Consider the following 16,530-nt stretch of genomic DNA (forward strand, 5'->3'; position numbering starts at 1 on the left):
CTAGCGGCGCGACATGACCGCTTAAGGTGAAGGCGTGACCAATCCCCTGCTGCCGGCGCCCGCCAGAACGGCCGGACGGATTCTCATCTGGGTGCTGCTTGCCCTGCTCGTCATCCTCGTCGCGGCAGCAGTCTGGTTGGGGGTGCGGGGGTACCTCGCCTACGGCCATTTGACCGCGGCGCAGCGCGCCGCCGGGGAGGTCACCCGCAACCTCGACGACACGGATGCGGCGACCGCACGGTTGGCCGACATCGCCGCGGACACGGCGGCCGCGCGCTCCTTGACGTCGGACCCCGTATGGCGGGCGGCCGAGGTCCTGCCGTGGGTCGGTGACCAGCTGTCGGCCGTGGCCACCGTCACCGCAGCGGTCGACGATGTGGCCGGAAAGGCGCTGACTCCCCTCGTGCGCGTCGCGTCGGACTTCTCCGCCGGCGCGTTGAAGCCTGTCGACGGTCGCATCGACGTCAGCGGGTTCGGCGAGATGCACGAGGCAGCCCAGAGCACCACCGCGCAGGTTGCCCTCGCGTCCGCTGCCGTCGACGAGATCGATCGGACCACACTGCTCCCCCCGATCGCGACGGCCGTCGAGGACGTATCCGGACTGCTCGCTTCGGTCGAGACGGGATCGGATGCGGTCAGCCGCGCCACGGCGCTGATGCCGGCCATCCTCGGCGCGGACGGTCCGCGCAACTACCTCGTCGTCTTCCAGAACAACGCCGAGTGGCGTTCGCTCGGCGGCATCGTCGGCGCCATGGCGCTCGTACACACGGAGAACGGGCAGATCTCCCTCGCGGCGCAGGCATCCGCCTCCGGCGACATCGGCAGGCTACGAGACCCGGTGCTCGACATCGGCCCCGAGCTCACGGCCTTCATGCAGACACGGCCCGCGCGATACATGCAGAATGCCACGCAGGTGCCGTCCTTCCCGCTCGCCGCCCAGATCGCGCAGGCCATGTGGGAGCGCGAGTACGGCGTCCGGGTCGACGGCGTGATCTCCCTCGACCCCGTCGCCCTGTCCTACATGCTGGCGGCGACCGGCCCGGTAGCGCTGCCGACGGGCGACGAGCTCACGAGCGAGAATGCGATCCCGTTGCTGCTGAACGAGGTGTACTTCCGTTACGACCCGAAGACCCAGGACGCGTTCTTCCAGGTGGCCGCGGCGTCCGTCTTCGCCAAGCTCGCCGCGGGGGACGTCGCCCCTTCGGCCCTCGTCTCCGCCTTGGCGAAGGCCGGAGAGGAGGAGCGCCTGCTCATCTGGAGTGGCGCGCCCGAGGAACAGGCGATCCTCGACGGCACGAGCCTGCAGGGTCTGCTGCCGGAGACCGACAGCGAGCGAACCAGCTTCGGCGTGTACCTCAATGACGCGACCGGCTCGAAGATGGACTACTACATGAAGGTCGGCACCGGGGTGCAGTGGTGCACGGCGCAGGGCGGAACGAGCGAAGCGGTGCTCGATGTGTCGCTCACCAGCGATGCGCCCGCCGACGCGGCCAGGCTGCCTGACTACATCACCGGCAGCGGAAGCTTCGGCACCGAGGCGGGACTGACCCGCACAACGGCGTATCTGTATCTCCCCGAGGGCGCCTCCCTGCTCTCCTCGGAGAACTCGGACGGCACGGGCTTCCAGTCCGGAACCGACCAGGGTCGACCGGTTCTCGTGTGGTCGTCGTTGCTCGCTCCGGGCGAGCAGGCCAGCGCCAGCATCCGTGTCCGGACGCCGTGGACCCCCGAGCTGAGCGCCCAGGTCACGCCGGTGCTGCCGGGGACGGACTCCGCTGTCGTCGCCTCCTGCGGCTGAGCGCGGCGTCAGCCCACCTCGACGCGCGAGCGCGACGAGGAGAGCGTCGCCGTCACGAGGATCGGCAGGTGGTCGCTGAGTCCCTGCGGGAGCGTCCGGATGTGCTCGATGTCGAATCCGGTGGATGTCGCGAAGTCGTAATGCCCGCGGAAGAAGCGGTAGCGCGTGTATGTGCGGGTGTCGCTGAGCGTGAGCTCGTACCCCTGGTCTCTCACCCGCTCGCCGAGACGTTCCTTGAAGACCGGGTAGTTGTAGTCGCCGACCATCAGCGCGGGAAGCTGCGGTCCGAGATCCTGCAGCTCGGCCAGCGCCGTGCGGATCTGGTGGCGACGCAGGGAGTTCAGCGCCGTGAGGGGTGCCGCGTGGAACGACGCGACGATGATCTCGCGCCCTGCGTCGATGTCGTGCAGGCGCACGCCCAGCATGCGCTCCTCCGCAGGCTTGAGCACGCGGTCGTGCAGCGACTTCTTGAGCGAGAGCGCGCGCACCTCCTGCAGCCGGAAGCTGCTCTCGCGGTAGTAGACCGCCAGGCCCAGCCGATTGCGACTCGTGGCATCCGCCAGGCGCAGGCCACCGCTGACCTCGGGGATGTCGGTCGTGTCCGCCTCCTGGAGACAGAGCACGTCGACGCCGTGCTGCTCGGCCAGATCCGCGATCTCGCCCGCAGCGCGATGTTTGCGCAGGTTGTAGGAGATGACCTTCATCAGGCCATCCACACTATGCCCGGCACATGAACGACGAATGCCGCTTGCACAACGCCCAGCGAATTCATTCCTGATCTCGACGTGCACGCGTCTGCTCGGCGCGGGCTGCCAGCAGGCCCGCCTCGGGATAGCCGACCTCGGTCAGTACCAGCCCGCGTGCCGCGAGGACCGCGAACTCACTCGTGCGCGTCGCCTCCTCGCGCAGCCGGACCACGTCCTCGACCGCGAGCCGGCCCTGACCTACCGCGACGCACGCGCCCACGAGGGCGCGCACCATCGAATGGCAGAACGCATCGGCCTTCACGTTCGCCACGACCGCACCCTCCGCGTCCCGGCGCCAGTCGAACTCGAGGAGCGTGCGGATGGTCGTCGCCTCCTCCCGCGGTTTGCAGTAGGCCGCGAAGTCATGCAGTCCCCGGAGCGAGTGAGCGGCCTCATCCATCGCGGCCACATCCAGCGCGGCACGCACAGTCGTGGTGGACTCACGGCGCAGCGGGTCGTAGCCGGTGACGTCGTCGGCGATCCGGTACGCGTAGCGGCGCCAGACGGCGGAGAAGCGCGCGTCGAAGCCCTCGGGGGCGAGTGCGGTGCGGTGCACCGTCACGTCCGAGTAGGAGCCCAGAACACCCCGGATGCGGCGAGCCAGGGCCGCGACGGGGTCCGACTCCGACCGGCGCGAGGCCGCCAGCCTCGTCTGTTGGGCCTCGTCGAGATCGAGGTGGGCGACCTGTCCGCTCGCGTGAACCCCCGCATCCGTGCGCCCGGCGACCGTCAACTGAGGCGTGCCGGCGACGATCCGCGCCAGCGCCTCCTCGAGCGTGCCCTGCACGGTGCGCAGGCCCGGCTGTCGCGCCCAGCCACGGAAGTGCGTGCCGTCATAAGCGATGTCGAGTCGGATCCGCACCGCACAAGCCTACGGGTGCGACCGAGGGCGGCACCCATGCGCGGATCGTAGAATGGCCGGGTTTCCCAACCCGGATCCTCCCCCATGCTCGCCGATACCCCTCTCCTCCCGCGCGCCCGCTACGCGGGTCTCGACGGTCTCCGCGCCGTCGCCGTGGCGCTCGTGGTGACCTATCACCTGTTCCCTGGGTGGTGGATGCGCGGCGGCTTCATCGGCGTCGACGTGTTCTTCGTGATCAGCGGGTTCCTCATCACCTCGCTGCTGCTGCGCGAGCACGATGACACCGGCCGCGTCGCGCTGGGGTCCTTCTGGCGACGGCGGGCCCGACGGCTGCTCCCGGCTCTCCTGCTCGTGCTGCTGGCGTGCTCGAGCGCGGCATTGCTCATCGGCGGCGACGTGCTCGTGGGACTTGGACGACAGCTCCTCGGCGCTCTGGTGTTCGGGTACAACTGGACGGCCGTCGTCGACGGCGCGGACTACTTCGGCTCGGGCGGCGGCGAACTCTTCCGAAACCTCTGGTCGCTCGCGGTCGAAGAGCAGTTCTACCTCGTCTGGCCGCTCCTGCTGCTCGCGCTCCTTCTGCTTCCCCGCGCCTGGATGCGGGTATGCGCGGCCCTTGCGGCGGCGACCGCATCCGCGGTCTGGATGGCGGTGATCGTCGCATCCGGGTCCGCGGACCCGTTGACCCTGGGAGCGCGCGTCACCCGCGCCTACTTCGGCACCGACACCCACGCCTTCGGGCTCCTTCTCGGGGTGGCGGTCGCGTTCGCCTGGCGTGCGGCCGTGCGCGTCGAACGCGGCTGGATGCGGCGTCGGGGCGTTCGGGGCGGCGTGGGAGCCCTCGGCGCCGCCGCTCTCGCGGGTCTCATCCTTCTCGCCTCGGTGGGCCAGAAGCAGAGCACCGCGACCTTCCCCACGGCTCTCGTCGCAGCCAGCGCCCTCTCAGCGATCGTGATCGTCGCGGGCACCTGGCCGGGATCGCTGTGGGGGCGCGTGCTGGACGCGGCGCCCCTGCGCTGGATCGGCGAACGCTCCTATGGCCTGTACCTCTGGCACTGGCCCGTGCTGGTGCTGCTGGTCGCAGCCTCACAGGGCACGAGGGTCGACCGTCCGTTCCCCCCGGCGATCGGCGCCGCCGCGCTGGCCGTCACCGTGACCCTGGCGGCGCTGTCGTACCGATTCCTCGAGCTTCCCGTGCGTCGGCGCGGCATACGCCGAGTCATCGGCGATCTCCGGCGGGCGTTCGCGTCGAGCGCGCGCCGCCGCGCAAGGGCCGTGGGCGTCTCGACCCTCGCCCTCCTTCTCATCGCCGGAACCGCCGGCGCCGTCGTTTCGGCGCCCGCGGTCTCCAGCGGCGAGGCGGTGGTCGCTGCCGGATTGGACGCGTTGAAGAATCGGCCGGCCCCGACGGATACGGGCGGGGATCCCGCCGACGCGGTCGTCACGGGCGACGAGGTCACCGCCGTCGGCGACTCGGTCATGCTCGCCTCCGCCCCGGCCCTGCTCGCGGCACTGCCGGGAGCGGATGTGGACGCCGCCGTGTCCCGGTCGATGTATGCAGCGCCCGACATCCTGCGCTCGCTGGCCGATTCGGGACGCCTGCGCGACTTCGTCGTCCTGGGACTCGGAACGAATGGGCCCATCTCCACGCGCACCCTGGAGGAGGTGCTGGAGATCATCGGAGAAGATCGCCAGCTCGTGCTCGTCACCGCATCCGCACCGCGCTCGTGGATCCAGGGCGTGAACGCAGATCTCGCAGCTTTCGCCCGTACGCATCGGGGAGTGCAGATCGCGGATTGGCAGGCGGCGATCGCGCCGCACCCCGATCTGCTCGCCGGCGACGACGTGCACCCGGGGGATGCGGGCGGACGGATCTACGCCGACGCCGTCGTCACGGCACTCGCCGATGCCCAGCGCGCGAAGGCTCGATTCTCCGCGTTCGCGGAGCGGCGGGCGTTCGAGCAGGAGCTGCGCCGGTCGCAGCTGTTCCAGGCCCCCGGCTCCCCCAACGCGGGCTGAGCACGCCGGCAGGCGGTACGGGTCCCGCAACGGCGCGAACCCCGCGGGATCCGAAGATCACGCGGGGTTCGCGGTGCAAAGGGGCCGGGACGGGTCCCGGCGGGTCCGATTACTCGGACTTCTTCTCCTCCGACTCGGCCGGAGCCTCGTCAGCGGTGGCCTCGGGCGCCTCCTCGACGACAGTCTCCTCGGCCGGAGCCTCTTCGACAACCGTCTCCTCGGCCGGAGCGGCCTCGGCGGGAGCCTTGTCGGCCTTGGCGGCCTTCTTGGCGGGCGCGGCCTTCTTCTTGGTCACGGGCTCGAGGACGAGCTCGATGACGGCCATGGGAGCGTTGTCGCCCTTGCGGTTGCCGATCTTCGTGATGCGGGTGTAGCCGCCCTCACGCTCGGCCACCAGGGGGGCGATCTCGGTGAACAGGACGTGCACGACTTCCTTGTCACCGATGACCGACAGCACGCGACGGCGCGCGTGCAGGTCGCCGCGCTTGCCGAACGTGATCAGGCGCTCGGCGAGCGGACGCAGGCGCTTGGCCTTGGTCTCGGTCGTGGTGATCGACTTGTGCGTGAACAGTGCCGCGGCAAGGTTCGCCAGCAGAAGACGCTCGTGTGCGGGGCCGCCTCCGAGGCGGGGTCCCTTCGTGGGCTTGGGCATTCTCAGTTACTCCAGGATTTCGCGGGTGAGCCGGATCAGGCGTTGTCTTCTTCGTATCCGCCGTAGAAGTGGGCGCCGTCGAAACCGGGCACCGAGTCCTTCAGCGACAGACCGAGCGAGACGAGCTTGTCGCGCACCTCGTCGACCGACTTCTGTCCGAAGTTGCGGATGTTCATGAGCTGGGTCTCCGAGAGGGCGACCAGCTCGGACACCGTGTTGATGCCCTCGCGCTTGAGGCAGTTGTACGAGCGCACCGAGAGGTCGAGGTCCTCGATGGGCATCGACAGCTCGTTGGAGAGGACGGTCTCGACCGGCGCGGGGCCGATCTCGATACCCTCGGCCTCGACGTTCAGCTCGCGGGCGAGGCCGAACAGCTCGGTCAGGGTGCGACCGGCCGACGCGACGGCGTCGCGCGGGGCGATCGAGGGCTTGGTCTCGACGTCCAGCACGAGCTTGTCGAAGTCGGTGCGCTCACCGGCACGGGTGGCCTCGACACGGTAGCTGACCTTGAGCACGGGCGAGTAGATCGAGTCGATCGGGATCTGACCTGCCTCGGCGTACTCGTTGCGGTTCTGCGTGGCCGAGACGTAGCCGCGACCGCGCTCGATCGTCAGCTCGAGCTCGAAACGAGCGGTGTCGTTCAGGGTCGCGATGACCAGCTCGGGGTTGTGCACCTCGACACCGGCCGGAGCCGAGATGTCGGCGGCGGTCACTTCGCCCGCACCCGTCTTGCGCAGGTATGCCGTGATGGGCTCGTCGCGCTCGCTCGAGACGACCAGCTGCTTGATGTTCAGGATGATCTCGGTGACATCCTCCTTCACACCGGGAATAGTGCTGAACTCGTGCAGCACGCCGTCGATGCGGATGCTGGTGACAGCAGCACCGGGGATGGAAGAGAGGAGGCTGCGACGCAGCGCGTTGCCGATGGTGTAACCGAAGCCGGGCTCGAGCGGCTCGATGACGAAGCGGCTGCGGAACTCCCCGATCTTCTCCTCGGTCAGAGTGGGACGCTGTGCGATGAGCACGATGTGTTCCTTTCGGCTAAGTGCCCGCTATATGACACTTGCGTGGATGAGGTGTTGAGTTTTTCTCGCGGATGCCGGGGCGCACCGTCAGGCGGCGCGCCCCGGCATCCAGAAGCTGTGAAACGTCAGACGCGGCGACGCTTGGGCGGGCGGCAGCCGTTGTGCGCCTGCGGCGTGACGTCCTGGATCGACCCCACCTCGAGGCCGGCAGCGGTCAGCGAACGGATCGCGGTCTCGCGGCCCGAACCCGGACCCTTCACGAAGACGTCGACCTTCTTGACACCGTGCTCGGCGGCCTGACGGGCTGCCGACTCGGCGGCCATACCGGCCGCGTACGGGGTCGACTTGCGCGAGCCCTTGAAGCCCACTCCACCCGAGGACGCCCAGCTGATGACAGCGCCGGACGGGTCGGTGATCGAGACGATCGTGTTGTTGAACGTCGACTTGATGTGGGCGTGACCCACGGCGATGTTCTTCTTCTCCTTGCGGCGGGGCTTGCGCGCCGCGGACTTGGCCTGTGCCATGTGCGTGTTCTCCTAAACCCTGGGGGCCGCGCCTTAGCGCGCCTTCTTCTTGCCGGCGACGGTGCGCTTGGGACCCTTGCGCGTGCGGGCGTTGGTCTTCGTGCGCTGACCGCGCACGGGCAGGCCGCGGCGGTGACGCAGGCCCTCGTAGGAGCCGATCTCGACCTTGCGGCGGATGTCGGCGGCGACCTCGCGACGAAGATCACCTTCGACCTTGTAGGTGCCTTCGATGTAGTCGCGGAGCGCGACGAGCTGGTCGTCGGTGAGGTCCTTGACGCGGATGCTCTCGTCGATCGAAGTCGCCTTCAGGATCTCGACGGAGCGGGTACGGCCGATGCCGTAGATGTACGTGAGTGCGATCACCACGCGCTTGTCGCGCGGGATGTCGACGCCGGCAAGACGTGCCATGCGGCTCTCCTAGGAGTGAGTGGAGGTGTGGAGCAGGATCGGTGCCCGGGCCTCCGCCCGAGGTGTCCCCCTCGCGGGTTCTGATCCTGCCTGTATGCGTATTGAGTTGTGTCTTGGTACCGAGGTTTCGACTCGGCCGCTGCGCGGCCTCGCTCAACCTTGACGTTCGCGTGTCAATGCCGCTGTGCGGCATTGACACGACGCACGTCAACCCTGACGCTGCTTGTGGCGCGGGTTGGACTTGCAGATGACCATGACGCGCCCGTGACGACGGATCACCTTGCAGTGATCGCAGATCGGCTTGACGCTGGGGTTGACCTTCATGATGTTTCCTGTTCGCTGTCTTCGTGCTCCGTGGCGGAGCCGTTACTTCTCGACCGGATCAGCGGTAGCGATAGACGATGCGGCCGCGGGTGAGGTCGTAGGGCGAGAGCTCCACGACGACGCGGTCCTCGGGGATGATGCGGATGTAGTTCTGCCGCATCTTGCCGGAGATCGTGGCGAGCACCTTGTGCCCGTTGCTCAGCTCGACGCGGAACATCGCGTTGGGCAGAGCCTCGGAGATCACGCCTTCGATCTCGATGACACCGTCTTTTTTAGCCATAGCCTCGCTACCCTCGTGCAGACCGGTCGATCTGCGGTGGATGGGATTCGGTGCCGGAAACGCCCCGACGGCGACACGCCAACGAAGGCGCAAAGCACCAAAGATCAACTATAGGTGATAGAGCCGCATCGCGCCACTCGGTGAGTCGCGGGATGGCCCCACCCGCTCAGGAGATCCTGCTGAGGATGTCGGCCTGAGGGTTGTACGTGATCTGGACGAGGTCTCCGTTCACGCGGAGCGTGGGCGTACCCGTCGCCCCGTCCGGCAGGGACCGCGACTTCGCGAACTTGATGTACGCGTTGGAGGTGATCGCGTTCTCGAGGTCCGAGGTGACATTCACGCCCGCCCCACGAGCGAGATCCACCAGCTGCTCGTCGGTCAGCCCGGTCGAGTTCTCGGCGGGCTGGTTCGCGTACAGCGCCTGCAGGAAGGCGTAGGCGTTGTCAGGGTCGGCGGCGGCAACGGCGTACATCGCGCTCGCGGCGCGGCTGGAGTACTCGGTGCCCTGCGAGAGGCGGTCGAGGATCGCGACCGGGTACACGTTCAATGTGATGTCGCCCGATGCGACGAGACCCTGGATCGTCTCGCCCTCCGTCTGCTCGAACTGGTTGCAGTAGGGGCACATGAAGTCGATGTACGTGTCGACGGTGTGCTCGCCGGTGCCGAAGGAGATCGCCCCCGTGGACGCGTCGATGTTGGATGCCTCGGGGGCCTTGCCCGGGTCCGAAGCCATGTTGTTGAACACGACGACGAGGCCTCCGACGGCCACGATGGCGACGACAGCGATGACGCTGATCCAGATCGCGAACCAGTTTGTCTTGCCCTTTGCCGCTGCCATGACGCTCTTTCCTACTCGATTTCGACCGGCTTCACACCATACGGAGCAAGCCCCGCGGCTCCGCCGTCAGGGGCCGTGAGAACCCAGATTCCTCCATCATGGACGGCGACGCTATGTTCCCAGTGGGAGCCGGCTGAGCCATCGACGGTGGAGACCGTCCAGTCGTCCTCTTCGACGAAGGTCGCCTCGGAGCCCGCGACCACCATGGGCTCGATGGCGAGCACGAGACCGGGCTGGATACGCGGCCCCGGATCGGGGACGCGGTAGTTGAACACCGAGGGCGCCTCGTGCATCTTGCGGCCGATCCCGTGGCCGACGTAGTCGCGCAGGATGCCGTACTCCCCCGCCGCAGTGATGTGATCCTCGATCGCGGCGCCGATCTCACCGATGTGGCGTCCTGTCGCCATCGCGGCGATCCCGGCCCACATGGAACCCTCTGTGATGCGAGAGAGCTCCTGCCGGGCCGCGACGAGCTCGGGCCGGTCGGGGTCGGGCAGCACGATCGTGATCGCGGAGTCGCCGTTCCACCCCCGGAACTGCGCTCCCGCATCGATCGACACGATGTCTCCCGCTTCGAGCACCCGGTCACCGGGGATCCCGTGCACGACCTGTTCGTTGACCGAGACGCACGTCGTGTGGCGGTAGCCGCGCACGAGTTGGAAGTTCGACTCCGCGCCTCGTCCGGTGATCACGGCTGCGGCCGCCGCATCCAACTCGGCCGTCGTCACGCCGGGGGCGATCATCTCGCGCACCGCCTGGAGAGCGGCGGCGGTGATGAGCCCCGGCTCGATCATCTGGCGCAGCTGCGCCGGGGTCTTGTAGATGGAGCGTCGCAGCACGGCTCAGGATGCCGGCGTCAGCCCGCGGGCGATGAGGGCCGTGAGGATGCGCTCGGTGATGACATCGAGGGAGCCGATCCCGTCGATGGCGACGACGAGCCCGCGCTCGCGATACACATCGAGGATCGGGGCCGTCTCGCTCTCGTAGATGCCCAGGCGATGCGCGATCACCTCGGCGGTGTCGTCCGTGCGGCCCTGCTCCTCGGCGCGCTTGGTCAGGCGGGCGATGCTCTCCTCGCGAGGCACATCCAGCTCGATCACGGCGTCGAGGCTCTCGCCGCGCGGCTCCAGGAACGCGTCGAGATCGCCCACCTGGCCGAGGTTGCGGGGGTAGCCGTCGAGCAGGAAACCGGGCGCCGCATCGTCCTGCGCGAGCCGGTCGCGCACGACCGCGCTGGTCAGCTCGTCGGGCACGAGGTTGCCTGCGGCGATGATCGCCTGGACCTGCTGGCCGAGCTCGGTGCCCTCCGAGATGTTCGCGCGGAACACGTCTCCCGTCGATACCGCCGGGACGCCGAACGCCTCGGCGATGCGCACACCCTGTGTGCCCTTGCCGGAGCCCTGCGGCCCCACGATCAACAGGCGCGCGGTCATCGCAGGAGCCCTTCGTAGTGACGCTGCTGGAGCTGGGCGTCGATCTGCTTCACGGTCTCGAGCCCGACGCCGACCATGATGAGGATCGAGGTGCCGCCGAACGGGAAGTTCTGGTTCGCCCCCACCGTCGCCAGAGCGATCAGCGGGATGAGTGCGACCAGACCGAGATAGATCGAGCCGGGGAGAGTGATGCGGGTGAGCACGTAGTCGAGATACTCAGCGGTGGGACGGCCGGCGCGGATGCCGGGAATGAACCCGCCGTACTTCTTCATGTTGTCGGCGACGTCGACCGGGTTGAAGGTGATCGCGACGTAGAAGTAGGTGAACCCGACGATCAGCAGGAAGTACAGCAGCCAGTACAGCGGGTGGTCGCCACGCGTGAGGTAGTTCTGGATCCAGACCACCCAGCCCGGCAGTGCGCCGTCGGCGTCCGGGGTCTGGTTGAACTGCGAGATCAGCGCGGGGATGTACAGAAGCGACGAGGCGAAGATGACGGGCACGACACCGGCCATGTTGACCTTGATCGGGATGTAGGTGTTCGTTCCGCCGTACGTGCGACGGCCCACCATCCGCTTCGCGTACTGCACGGGGATGCGGCGCTGGGACTGTTCGACGAAGACCACGAGCGCCACGATCACGACGCCGACCGCGAGCACGAGCAGGAAGACCTCGAAACCGCGTGCCTGCCAGATCGACCACATCGCGGCCGGGAAGGTCGCGGCGATGGACGTGAAGATCAGCAGCGACATTCCGTTACCGATGCCGCGCTCGGTGACGAGCTCGGCGAACCACATGATGAGGCCCGTACCAGCGGTCATCGTGATGATCATGAGCAGCTGAGCCCACCATGCGTCGTTGGTCAGCAGCTGCTCGCACGAGGCGACACCGGTGTTGCCGAAGAGCTGGCCGCTGCGCGCGACGGTCACGAGCGTCGTGGACTGCAGCAGGGCGAGCGCGATCGTCAGGTAGCGCGTGTACTGCGTCAGGCGCGCCTGACCCGACTGACCCTCCTTGTAGAGGGTCTCGAAGTGGGGGATGACCACGCGCAGCAGCTGGACGATGATCGTCGCGGTGATGTAGGGCATGACGCCCAGCGCGAAGATCGACAGCTGAAGAAGCGCGCCGCCCGAGAAGAGGTTGACCAGCGACAGCACGCCCTGCGTGTTCGACGTGTCGGCGAGACACGACTGAACGTTCGGGAAGTCAACGAACGGCGACGGCACGTGCGCACCGAGACGGTACAGCACGATGATGCCCAGGGTGAAAGCGATCTTCCGACGCAGGTCAGGCGTGCGGAACACGCGCGCGATGGCGCTGAACACGTGGATTCCTCCAGAAAGGGTTCCCGGCGCAGGAGGCGCACAGATCACCAGGGTATCCCACCCCGCGTGTGACCGAGCGGCCGCATCCTCCGGGTATGCGACAGGGGCCGGAGAGATCCTCCGGCCCCTGCACGCGGCTTACTTGACGGTGCCGCCCGCGGCGACGATCTTCTGCTCGGCCGAGCCGGAGACCTTGTCGACCTCGACGTTCAGCTTCACCGAGATCTCGCCGGTGCCGAGCACCTTGACCTTCTCGTTCTTGCGAACCGCACCCTTGGCGACCAGGTCGACGACGGTCACGTCGCCACCGGTCGGGTACAGCTCCGCGAGCTTGTCCAGGTTCACGACCTGGTACTCGACGCGGAACGGGTTCTTGAACCCGCGCAGCTTCGGGGTGCGCATGTGCAGCGGCATCTGCCCACCCTCGAAGCCGGCCTTCACCTGGTAGCGGGCCTTCTGACCCTTGGTGCCACGGCCGGCGGTCTTACCCTTGGAGCCCTCACCACGACCGACGCGGGTCTTGGCGGTGTTGGATCCGGGGACGGGACGAAGGTGGTGAACCTTCAGCACGCCCGGACGCGCCACGGCGACGTCCTTCTTCTCCACCTTGGGCGCTGCGGCCTTCTTGGCGGCGGGCTTACGGGTCGTCTTGGCAGCGGGCTTCTCAGCCGTCTGCTCGACGTTCTCGTTCTCAGCCATTAGTCGATCTCCTCAACCTTCACGAGGTGAGCGACGGCCTTGACGTACCCGCGCGTCTGCGCGTCGTCGGGGCGGACGACCGAGTCGCCGATCCGCTTGAGGCCGAGGCTGCGCAGCGTGTCACGCTGGTTCTGCTTCTCGCTCACCTTGGACTTGACCTGCGTGACCTTCAGACGCTGAGCCATCAGGCACCTACCTTCGATGCGGCCGCGGCCTCAGCCTCGGCGCGAACCAGACGGGCCGGAGCGACCTGGTCGAAGTCGAGGCCACGACGGGCTGCCACCTGACGCGGCTCTTCGAGCTGCTTCAGGGCCTCGACGGTCGCGTGCACGATGTTGATCGTGTTCGACGAGCCGAGGGACTTCGAGAGGACGTCGTGGATACCGGCGCACTCGAGCACGGCGCGCACGGGGCCACCGGCGATAACACCGGTACCGGCAGCAGCGGGGCGCAGCAGGACGACGCCCGCGGCAGCCTCACCCTGGACCGGGTGCGGGATGGTCGATCCCGTGCGGGGGACGCGGAAGAAGTTGCGCTTGGCTTCCTCGACACCCTTCGAGATCGCGAGCGGGACCTCGCGGGCCTTGCCGTAGCCGACACCCACCACACCGTTGCCGTCACCGACGACAACGAGAGCGGTGAAGCTGAAGCGACGGCCACCCTTGACGACCTTCGACACACGGTTGATGGTCACGACGCGCTCGAGGAACTGGCTCTCCGAGCGGTCGCGCGACCCGCGGTCACGCTGGTTGGCGTTGCGCTCACGGCCACCGCGACGCGGCTCCCGCTCACGCTCGGCGGGCGCCGTCTCCGTCGCCGCCGCCTGAGTGGCATCGGTCACTTCGGTCTCCTGGTTGGTGTTCGTTGCATCGCTCACAGGTTCAGCCCTCCTTCGCGGGCGCCCTCGGCGATCGCGGCGACACGACCGGCGTAGCGGTTGCCGCCACGGTCGAAGACGACGTCGGCAACGCCGGCCGCCTTCGCGCGCTCGGCGACGAGCTCGCCGACCTTGCGGGCCTTCGAGGTCTTGTCACCGTCGAAGCCGCGCAGATCGGTCTCGAGGGTGGACGCACTGGCCACGGTGTGGCCCTTGCTGTCGTCGACGACCTGCACGAAGACGTGGCGGGCCGAACGGGTCACGACGAGGCGGGGGCGCTCGGCGGTGCCGACGATCTTCTTGCGAAGACGCGAGTGGCGACGAGCGCGGGCCTCGGACTTGGAAGTCACGGCCATGGTTACTTACCAGCCTTTCCGGCCTTGCGCCGGACGACCTCGCCGGCGTAGCGCACACCCTTGCCCTTGTACGGCTCGGGCTTGCGGATCTTGCGGATGTTGGCAGCTGCCTCACCGACGGCCTGCTTGTCGATCCCGCTCACGGTGAGCTTGTTGTTGCCCTCGACCGTGAACGTGATGCCCGCAGGCGGGTCGACCAGGACGGGGTGCGAGAAGCCCAGCGCGAACTCGACGGACGAGCCCTTCTGCGCGACGCGGTAACCCGTGCCGACGACCTCGAGACCCTTGGTGTAGCCCTGGGTGACGCCGATGATGTTGTTGTTGATGAGCGTGCGGGTCAGGCCGTGAAGCGACCGCGACTCGCGCTCGTCGTCGGGGCGGGTGACGAGAACCTGGTTCTCCTCGACCTTGACCTCGATCGGGTGGGCAGCGGTGAGCGTGAGCTCGCCCTTCGGGCCCTTGACGGAGACATCCTGACCGGACACCGAGACGGTGACGCCGACGGGGATGTCGATGGGAAGACGTCCGATACGCGACATATCAGGTCACCACACGTAGGCGAGGACTTCCCCACCCACGCCCTTCGACTCGGCCTGACGGTCCGTGAGGAGGCCAGAGGAGGTGGACAGGATCGCGACGCCGAGGCCGCCGAGGACCTTGGGGATCTCGGTCGACTTCGCGTACACGCGCAGGCCGGGCTTCGACACGCGCTTGATGCCGGCGATCGACCGCTCGCGGTTGGGGCCGTACTTCAGCGTGAGCGTCAGCGTCTGGCCGACACGCGCGTCGGTGACCTCCCAGCCGGAGATGTAGCCCTCCTGCTGGAGGATCTCGGCGATGTGGGTCTTGAGCTTGGAGCTCGGCAGCGACACGGAGTCGTGGTGCGCCGAGTTCGCGTTGCGCAGACGGGTCAGCAGATCTGCGACCGGGTCTGTCATCGTCATGATGGTTTTCCTTTGTTCACCAGGTTTCGACCGCCGTTACACGACGGCCGACCTGTGGTGGATGCCGACGGGTGTCGGCACGGGGGTGTTACGCCTGGCGGAACGGGAAGCCGAGGTGACGCAGCAGAGCGCGACCCTCGTCGTCCGTGTTCGCCGTCGTGACGATCGTGATGTCGAAGCCGCGGACGCGATCGATCTTGTCCTGGTCGATCTCGTGGAAGACCGACTGCTCCTGCAGACCGAACGTGTAGTTGCCGTGGCCGTCGAACTGGCGGTCGTTCAGACCGCGGAAGTCGCGGATGCGGGGCAGCGCGAGGTTCACGAGACGGTCGATGAACTCCCAGGCGCGGTCGCCGCGCAGGGTGACGTGCGCACCGATGGCCTGACCCTCACGCAGCTTGAACTGCGCGATGGACTTGCGGGCCTTGGTGACGACCGGCTTCTGACCGGTGATCTTGGTGAGGTCGTCGACCGCACCATCGATCACCTTGCTGTCGCGAGCTGCCTCGCCGACACCGGTGTTCACGACGACCTTGACCAGGCCGGGGATCTGCATGACGTTCGCGTAACCGAACTCGTCCTGCATCGCCTTCTTGATCTCGGCGTTGTACTTCTGCTTCAGGCGGGGCTGGGTCTTGCCAGCCTCCGCGGCAGTGGCGGTGCTCATCAGAGGTCCTTACCTGACTTCTTCGCGTAGCGCACGCGGACGGTGCGCTTGACGCCGTCCTTGACCTGCTCCTCGACGCGACGGCCGACACGGGTCGGCTTCTTGGTCGAGGGGTCGACGAGGGCGACGTTGGAGATGTGGATGGGGGCTTCGGTCGTCTCGATGCCGCCGGTCTTGGTGCCGCGCTGGGTCTGACCGACCCGCGTGTGCTTGGTGACGTAGTTGACGCCCTCGACGATGACGCGGTTCTGCTCGGTCAGGACCTTGCGGACCTTGCCCTGCTTGCCGCGGTCGCCGCCCTTGTCCTGCTTCTTACCAGTGATGACCTGAACCAGGTCACCTGCCTTGATCTTGGCCATGAGGGTCAGATCACCTCCGGAGCGAGCGAGACGATCTTCATGAACTTCTTGTCACGAAGCTCGCGACCGACCGGGCCGAAGATACGGGTGCCGCGGGGCTCCCCGTCGTTCTTCAGGATGACGGCGGCGTTCTCGTCGAACTTGATGTAGGAACCGTCGGGACGACGGGTCTGCTTGACGGTACGGACGACGACGGCCTTGACCACGTCGCCCTTCTTGACGTTGCCGCCGGGGATCGCGTCCTTGACCGTGGCGACGATGACGTCGCCCAGGCCGGCGTAGCGCCGGTTGGAGCCGCCGAGCACACGGATCGTGAGCAGCTCTTTGGCGCCGGTGTTGTCGGCGACCTTGAGGCGGGATTCGTTCTGAATCACTTGTTACTCCTTGGATTCCAAGT

At 67.6% G+C, this 16,530-nt stretch carries 23 protein-coding genes; 2 read left to right on the forward strand and 21 right to left on the reverse strand.

All coding sequences use genetic code 11. From position 1 onward, the window contains the following. The first annotated feature begins 34 nt into the window (after positions 1 to 34). Entirely contained in the window at positions 35 to 1,798 is a 1,764-nt protein-coding gene (locus tag PQV94_RS13495; protein WP_274286307.1) for a DUF4012 domain-containing protein, read from the forward strand. 8 nt (positions 1,799 to 1,806) lie between these two features. Here PQV94_RS13495 and PQV94_RS13500 read toward each other — a convergent pair whose 3' ends face one another. Both PQV94_RS13500 and truA read right to left on the reverse strand, forming a co-directional pair. Further along, the gene (locus tag PQV94_RS13500; protein WP_274286308.1) at positions 1,807 to 2,502 is read right to left on the reverse strand and encodes an endonuclease/exonuclease/phosphatase family protein; all 696 of its coding nucleotides are present in this window, start codon (positions 2,500 to 2,502) and stop codon (positions 1,807 to 1,809) included. Positions 2,503 to 2,566: 64 nt separating this feature from the next. Further along, entirely contained in the window at positions 2,567 to 3,406 is an 840-nt protein-coding gene (truA, locus tag PQV94_RS13505) for a tRNA pseudouridine(38-40) synthase TruA (RefSeq protein WP_274286309.1), read from the reverse strand. Positions 3,407 to 3,490: 84 nt separating this feature from the next. On the opposite strand from truA, the gene PQV94_RS13510 reads away from it, so the two are divergent. Further along, the gene (locus tag PQV94_RS13510; protein WP_274286310.1) at positions 3,491 to 5,425 is read left to right on the forward strand and encodes an acyltransferase family protein; all 1,935 of its coding nucleotides are present in this window, start codon (positions 3,491 to 3,493) and stop codon (positions 5,423 to 5,425) included. Positions 5,426 to 5,534: 109 nt separating this feature from the next. On the opposite strand, the gene rplQ is transcribed toward PQV94_RS13510, so the two are convergent. The 19 genes from rplQ to rplN form a co-directional block, all read right to left on the reverse strand. Further along, positions 5,535 to 6,077 (reverse strand): 50S ribosomal protein L17, encoded by a 543-nt coding sequence (rplQ, locus tag PQV94_RS13515; protein ID WP_274286311.1) that lies wholly within the window; start codon positions 6,075 to 6,077, stop codon positions 5,535 to 5,537. A gap of 35 nt (positions 6,078 to 6,112) precedes the next feature. Next, positions 6,113 to 7,102, reverse strand: coding sequence for a DNA-directed RNA polymerase subunit alpha (locus PQV94_RS13520; RefSeq protein ID WP_137418030.1), 990 nt, complete (start codon positions 7,100 to 7,102; stop codon positions 6,113 to 6,115). Between the two features lie 125 nt (positions 7,103 to 7,227). Beyond that, positions 7,228 to 7,626 carry a 30S ribosomal protein S11 gene (gene rpsK, locus PQV94_RS13525; RefSeq protein ID WP_039395885.1) on the reverse strand — a complete coding sequence of 133 codons (399 nt, stop codon included), beginning with the start codon at positions 7,624 to 7,626 and terminating at the stop codon, positions 7,228 to 7,230. Positions 7,627 to 7,659: 33 nt separating this feature from the next. Further along, a complete protein-coding gene (gene rpsM / locus PQV94_RS13530) occupies positions 7,660 to 8,034 on the reverse strand; it encodes a 30S ribosomal protein S13 (protein WP_137418031.1) in 375 nt (124 codons plus the stop codon). A 207-nt stretch (positions 8,035 to 8,241) separates the two neighbouring features. Next, positions 8,242 to 8,358 carry a 50S ribosomal protein L36 gene (rpmJ, locus tag PQV94_RS13535; protein WP_005050492.1) on the reverse strand — a complete coding sequence of 39 codons (117 nt, stop codon included), beginning with the start codon at positions 8,356 to 8,358 and terminating at the stop codon, positions 8,242 to 8,244. A 58-nt stretch (positions 8,359 to 8,416) separates the two neighbouring features. Then, the gene (gene infA / locus PQV94_RS13540) at positions 8,417 to 8,638 is read right to left on the reverse strand and encodes a translation initiation factor IF-1 (RefSeq protein WP_017201569.1); all 222 of its coding nucleotides are present in this window, start codon (positions 8,636 to 8,638) and stop codon (positions 8,417 to 8,419) included. Positions 8,639 to 8,804: 166 nt separating this feature from the next. Further along, positions 8,805 to 9,476 (reverse strand): DsbA family protein, encoded by a 672-nt coding sequence (locus PQV94_RS13545; RefSeq protein WP_274286312.1) that lies wholly within the window; start codon positions 9,474 to 9,476, stop codon positions 8,805 to 8,807. 11 nt (positions 9,477 to 9,487) lie between these two features. Next, positions 9,488 to 10,315, reverse strand: a complete 828-nt coding sequence (gene map / locus PQV94_RS13550) for a type I methionyl aminopeptidase (protein WP_274286313.1) — start codon at positions 10,313 to 10,315, stop codon at positions 9,488 to 9,490. A gap of 3 nt (positions 10,316 to 10,318) precedes the next feature. Beyond that, complete coding sequence (locus PQV94_RS13555) at positions 10,319 to 10,909, reverse strand: adenylate kinase (RefSeq protein ID WP_274286314.1); 591 nt, start codon at positions 10,907 to 10,909, stop codon at positions 10,319 to 10,321. Next, positions 10,906 to 12,231, reverse strand: coding sequence for a preprotein translocase subunit SecY (secY, locus tag PQV94_RS13560; protein ID WP_137418035.1), 1,326 nt, complete (start codon positions 12,229 to 12,231; stop codon positions 10,906 to 10,908). The genes PQV94_RS13555 and secY overlap by 4 nt, the downstream gene beginning before the upstream one ends. 138 nt (positions 12,232 to 12,369) lie before the next feature. Continuing rightward, a complete protein-coding gene (rplO, locus tag PQV94_RS13565) occupies positions 12,370 to 12,930 on the reverse strand; it encodes a 50S ribosomal protein L15 (RefSeq protein ID WP_274286315.1) in 561 nt (186 codons plus the stop codon). After that, complete coding sequence (gene rpmD, locus PQV94_RS13570) at positions 12,930 to 13,115, reverse strand: 50S ribosomal protein L30 (protein ID WP_137418037.1); 186 nt, start codon at positions 13,113 to 13,115, stop codon at positions 12,930 to 12,932. The genes rplO and rpmD overlap by 1 nt, the downstream gene beginning before the upstream one ends. Beyond that, complete coding sequence (rpsE, locus tag PQV94_RS13575; RefSeq protein WP_443192693.1) at positions 13,115 to 13,807, reverse strand: 30S ribosomal protein S5; 693 nt, start codon at positions 13,805 to 13,807, stop codon at positions 13,115 to 13,117. The genes rpmD and rpsE overlap by 1 nt, the downstream gene beginning before the upstream one ends. Then, positions 13,804 to 14,163 carry a 50S ribosomal protein L18 gene (gene rplR, locus PQV94_RS13580; protein ID WP_137418039.1) on the reverse strand — a complete coding sequence of 120 codons (360 nt, stop codon included), beginning with the start codon at positions 14,161 to 14,163 and terminating at the stop codon, positions 13,804 to 13,806. Before rplR ends, rpsE begins: the two co-directional genes overlap by 4 nt. 2 nt (positions 14,164 to 14,165) lie before the next feature. Further along, positions 14,166 to 14,702 (reverse strand): 50S ribosomal protein L6, encoded by a 537-nt coding sequence (rplF, locus tag PQV94_RS13585; protein ID WP_274286316.1) that lies wholly within the window; start codon positions 14,700 to 14,702, stop codon positions 14,166 to 14,168. Between the two features lie 6 nt (positions 14,703 to 14,708). Next, positions 14,709 to 15,107 (reverse strand): 30S ribosomal protein S8, encoded by a 399-nt coding sequence (rpsH, locus tag PQV94_RS13590; protein ID WP_137418041.1) that lies wholly within the window; start codon positions 15,105 to 15,107, stop codon positions 14,709 to 14,711. A gap of 88 nt (positions 15,108 to 15,195) precedes the next feature. After that, positions 15,196 to 15,774, reverse strand: coding sequence for a 50S ribosomal protein L5 (gene rplE, locus PQV94_RS13595; protein WP_274286317.1), 579 nt, complete (start codon positions 15,772 to 15,774; stop codon positions 15,196 to 15,198). Then, the gene (gene rplX / locus PQV94_RS13600; RefSeq protein WP_137418043.1) at positions 15,774 to 16,133 is read right to left on the reverse strand and encodes a 50S ribosomal protein L24; all 360 of its coding nucleotides are present in this window, start codon (positions 16,131 to 16,133) and stop codon (positions 15,774 to 15,776) included. The genes rplE and rplX overlap by 1 nt, the downstream gene beginning before the upstream one ends. Before the next feature lie 5 nt (positions 16,134 to 16,138). Continuing rightward, entirely contained in the window at positions 16,139 to 16,507 is a 369-nt protein-coding gene (rplN, locus tag PQV94_RS13605; RefSeq protein WP_045246799.1) for a 50S ribosomal protein L14, read from the reverse strand. Positions 16,508 to 16,530: the final 23 nt, after the last annotated feature.

This window comes from Microbacterium sp. Clip185 (assembly GCF_028743715.1).
In the GTDB taxonomy this organism is placed as follows: Bacteria; Actinomycetota; Actinomycetes; order Actinomycetales; family Microbacteriaceae; genus Microbacterium.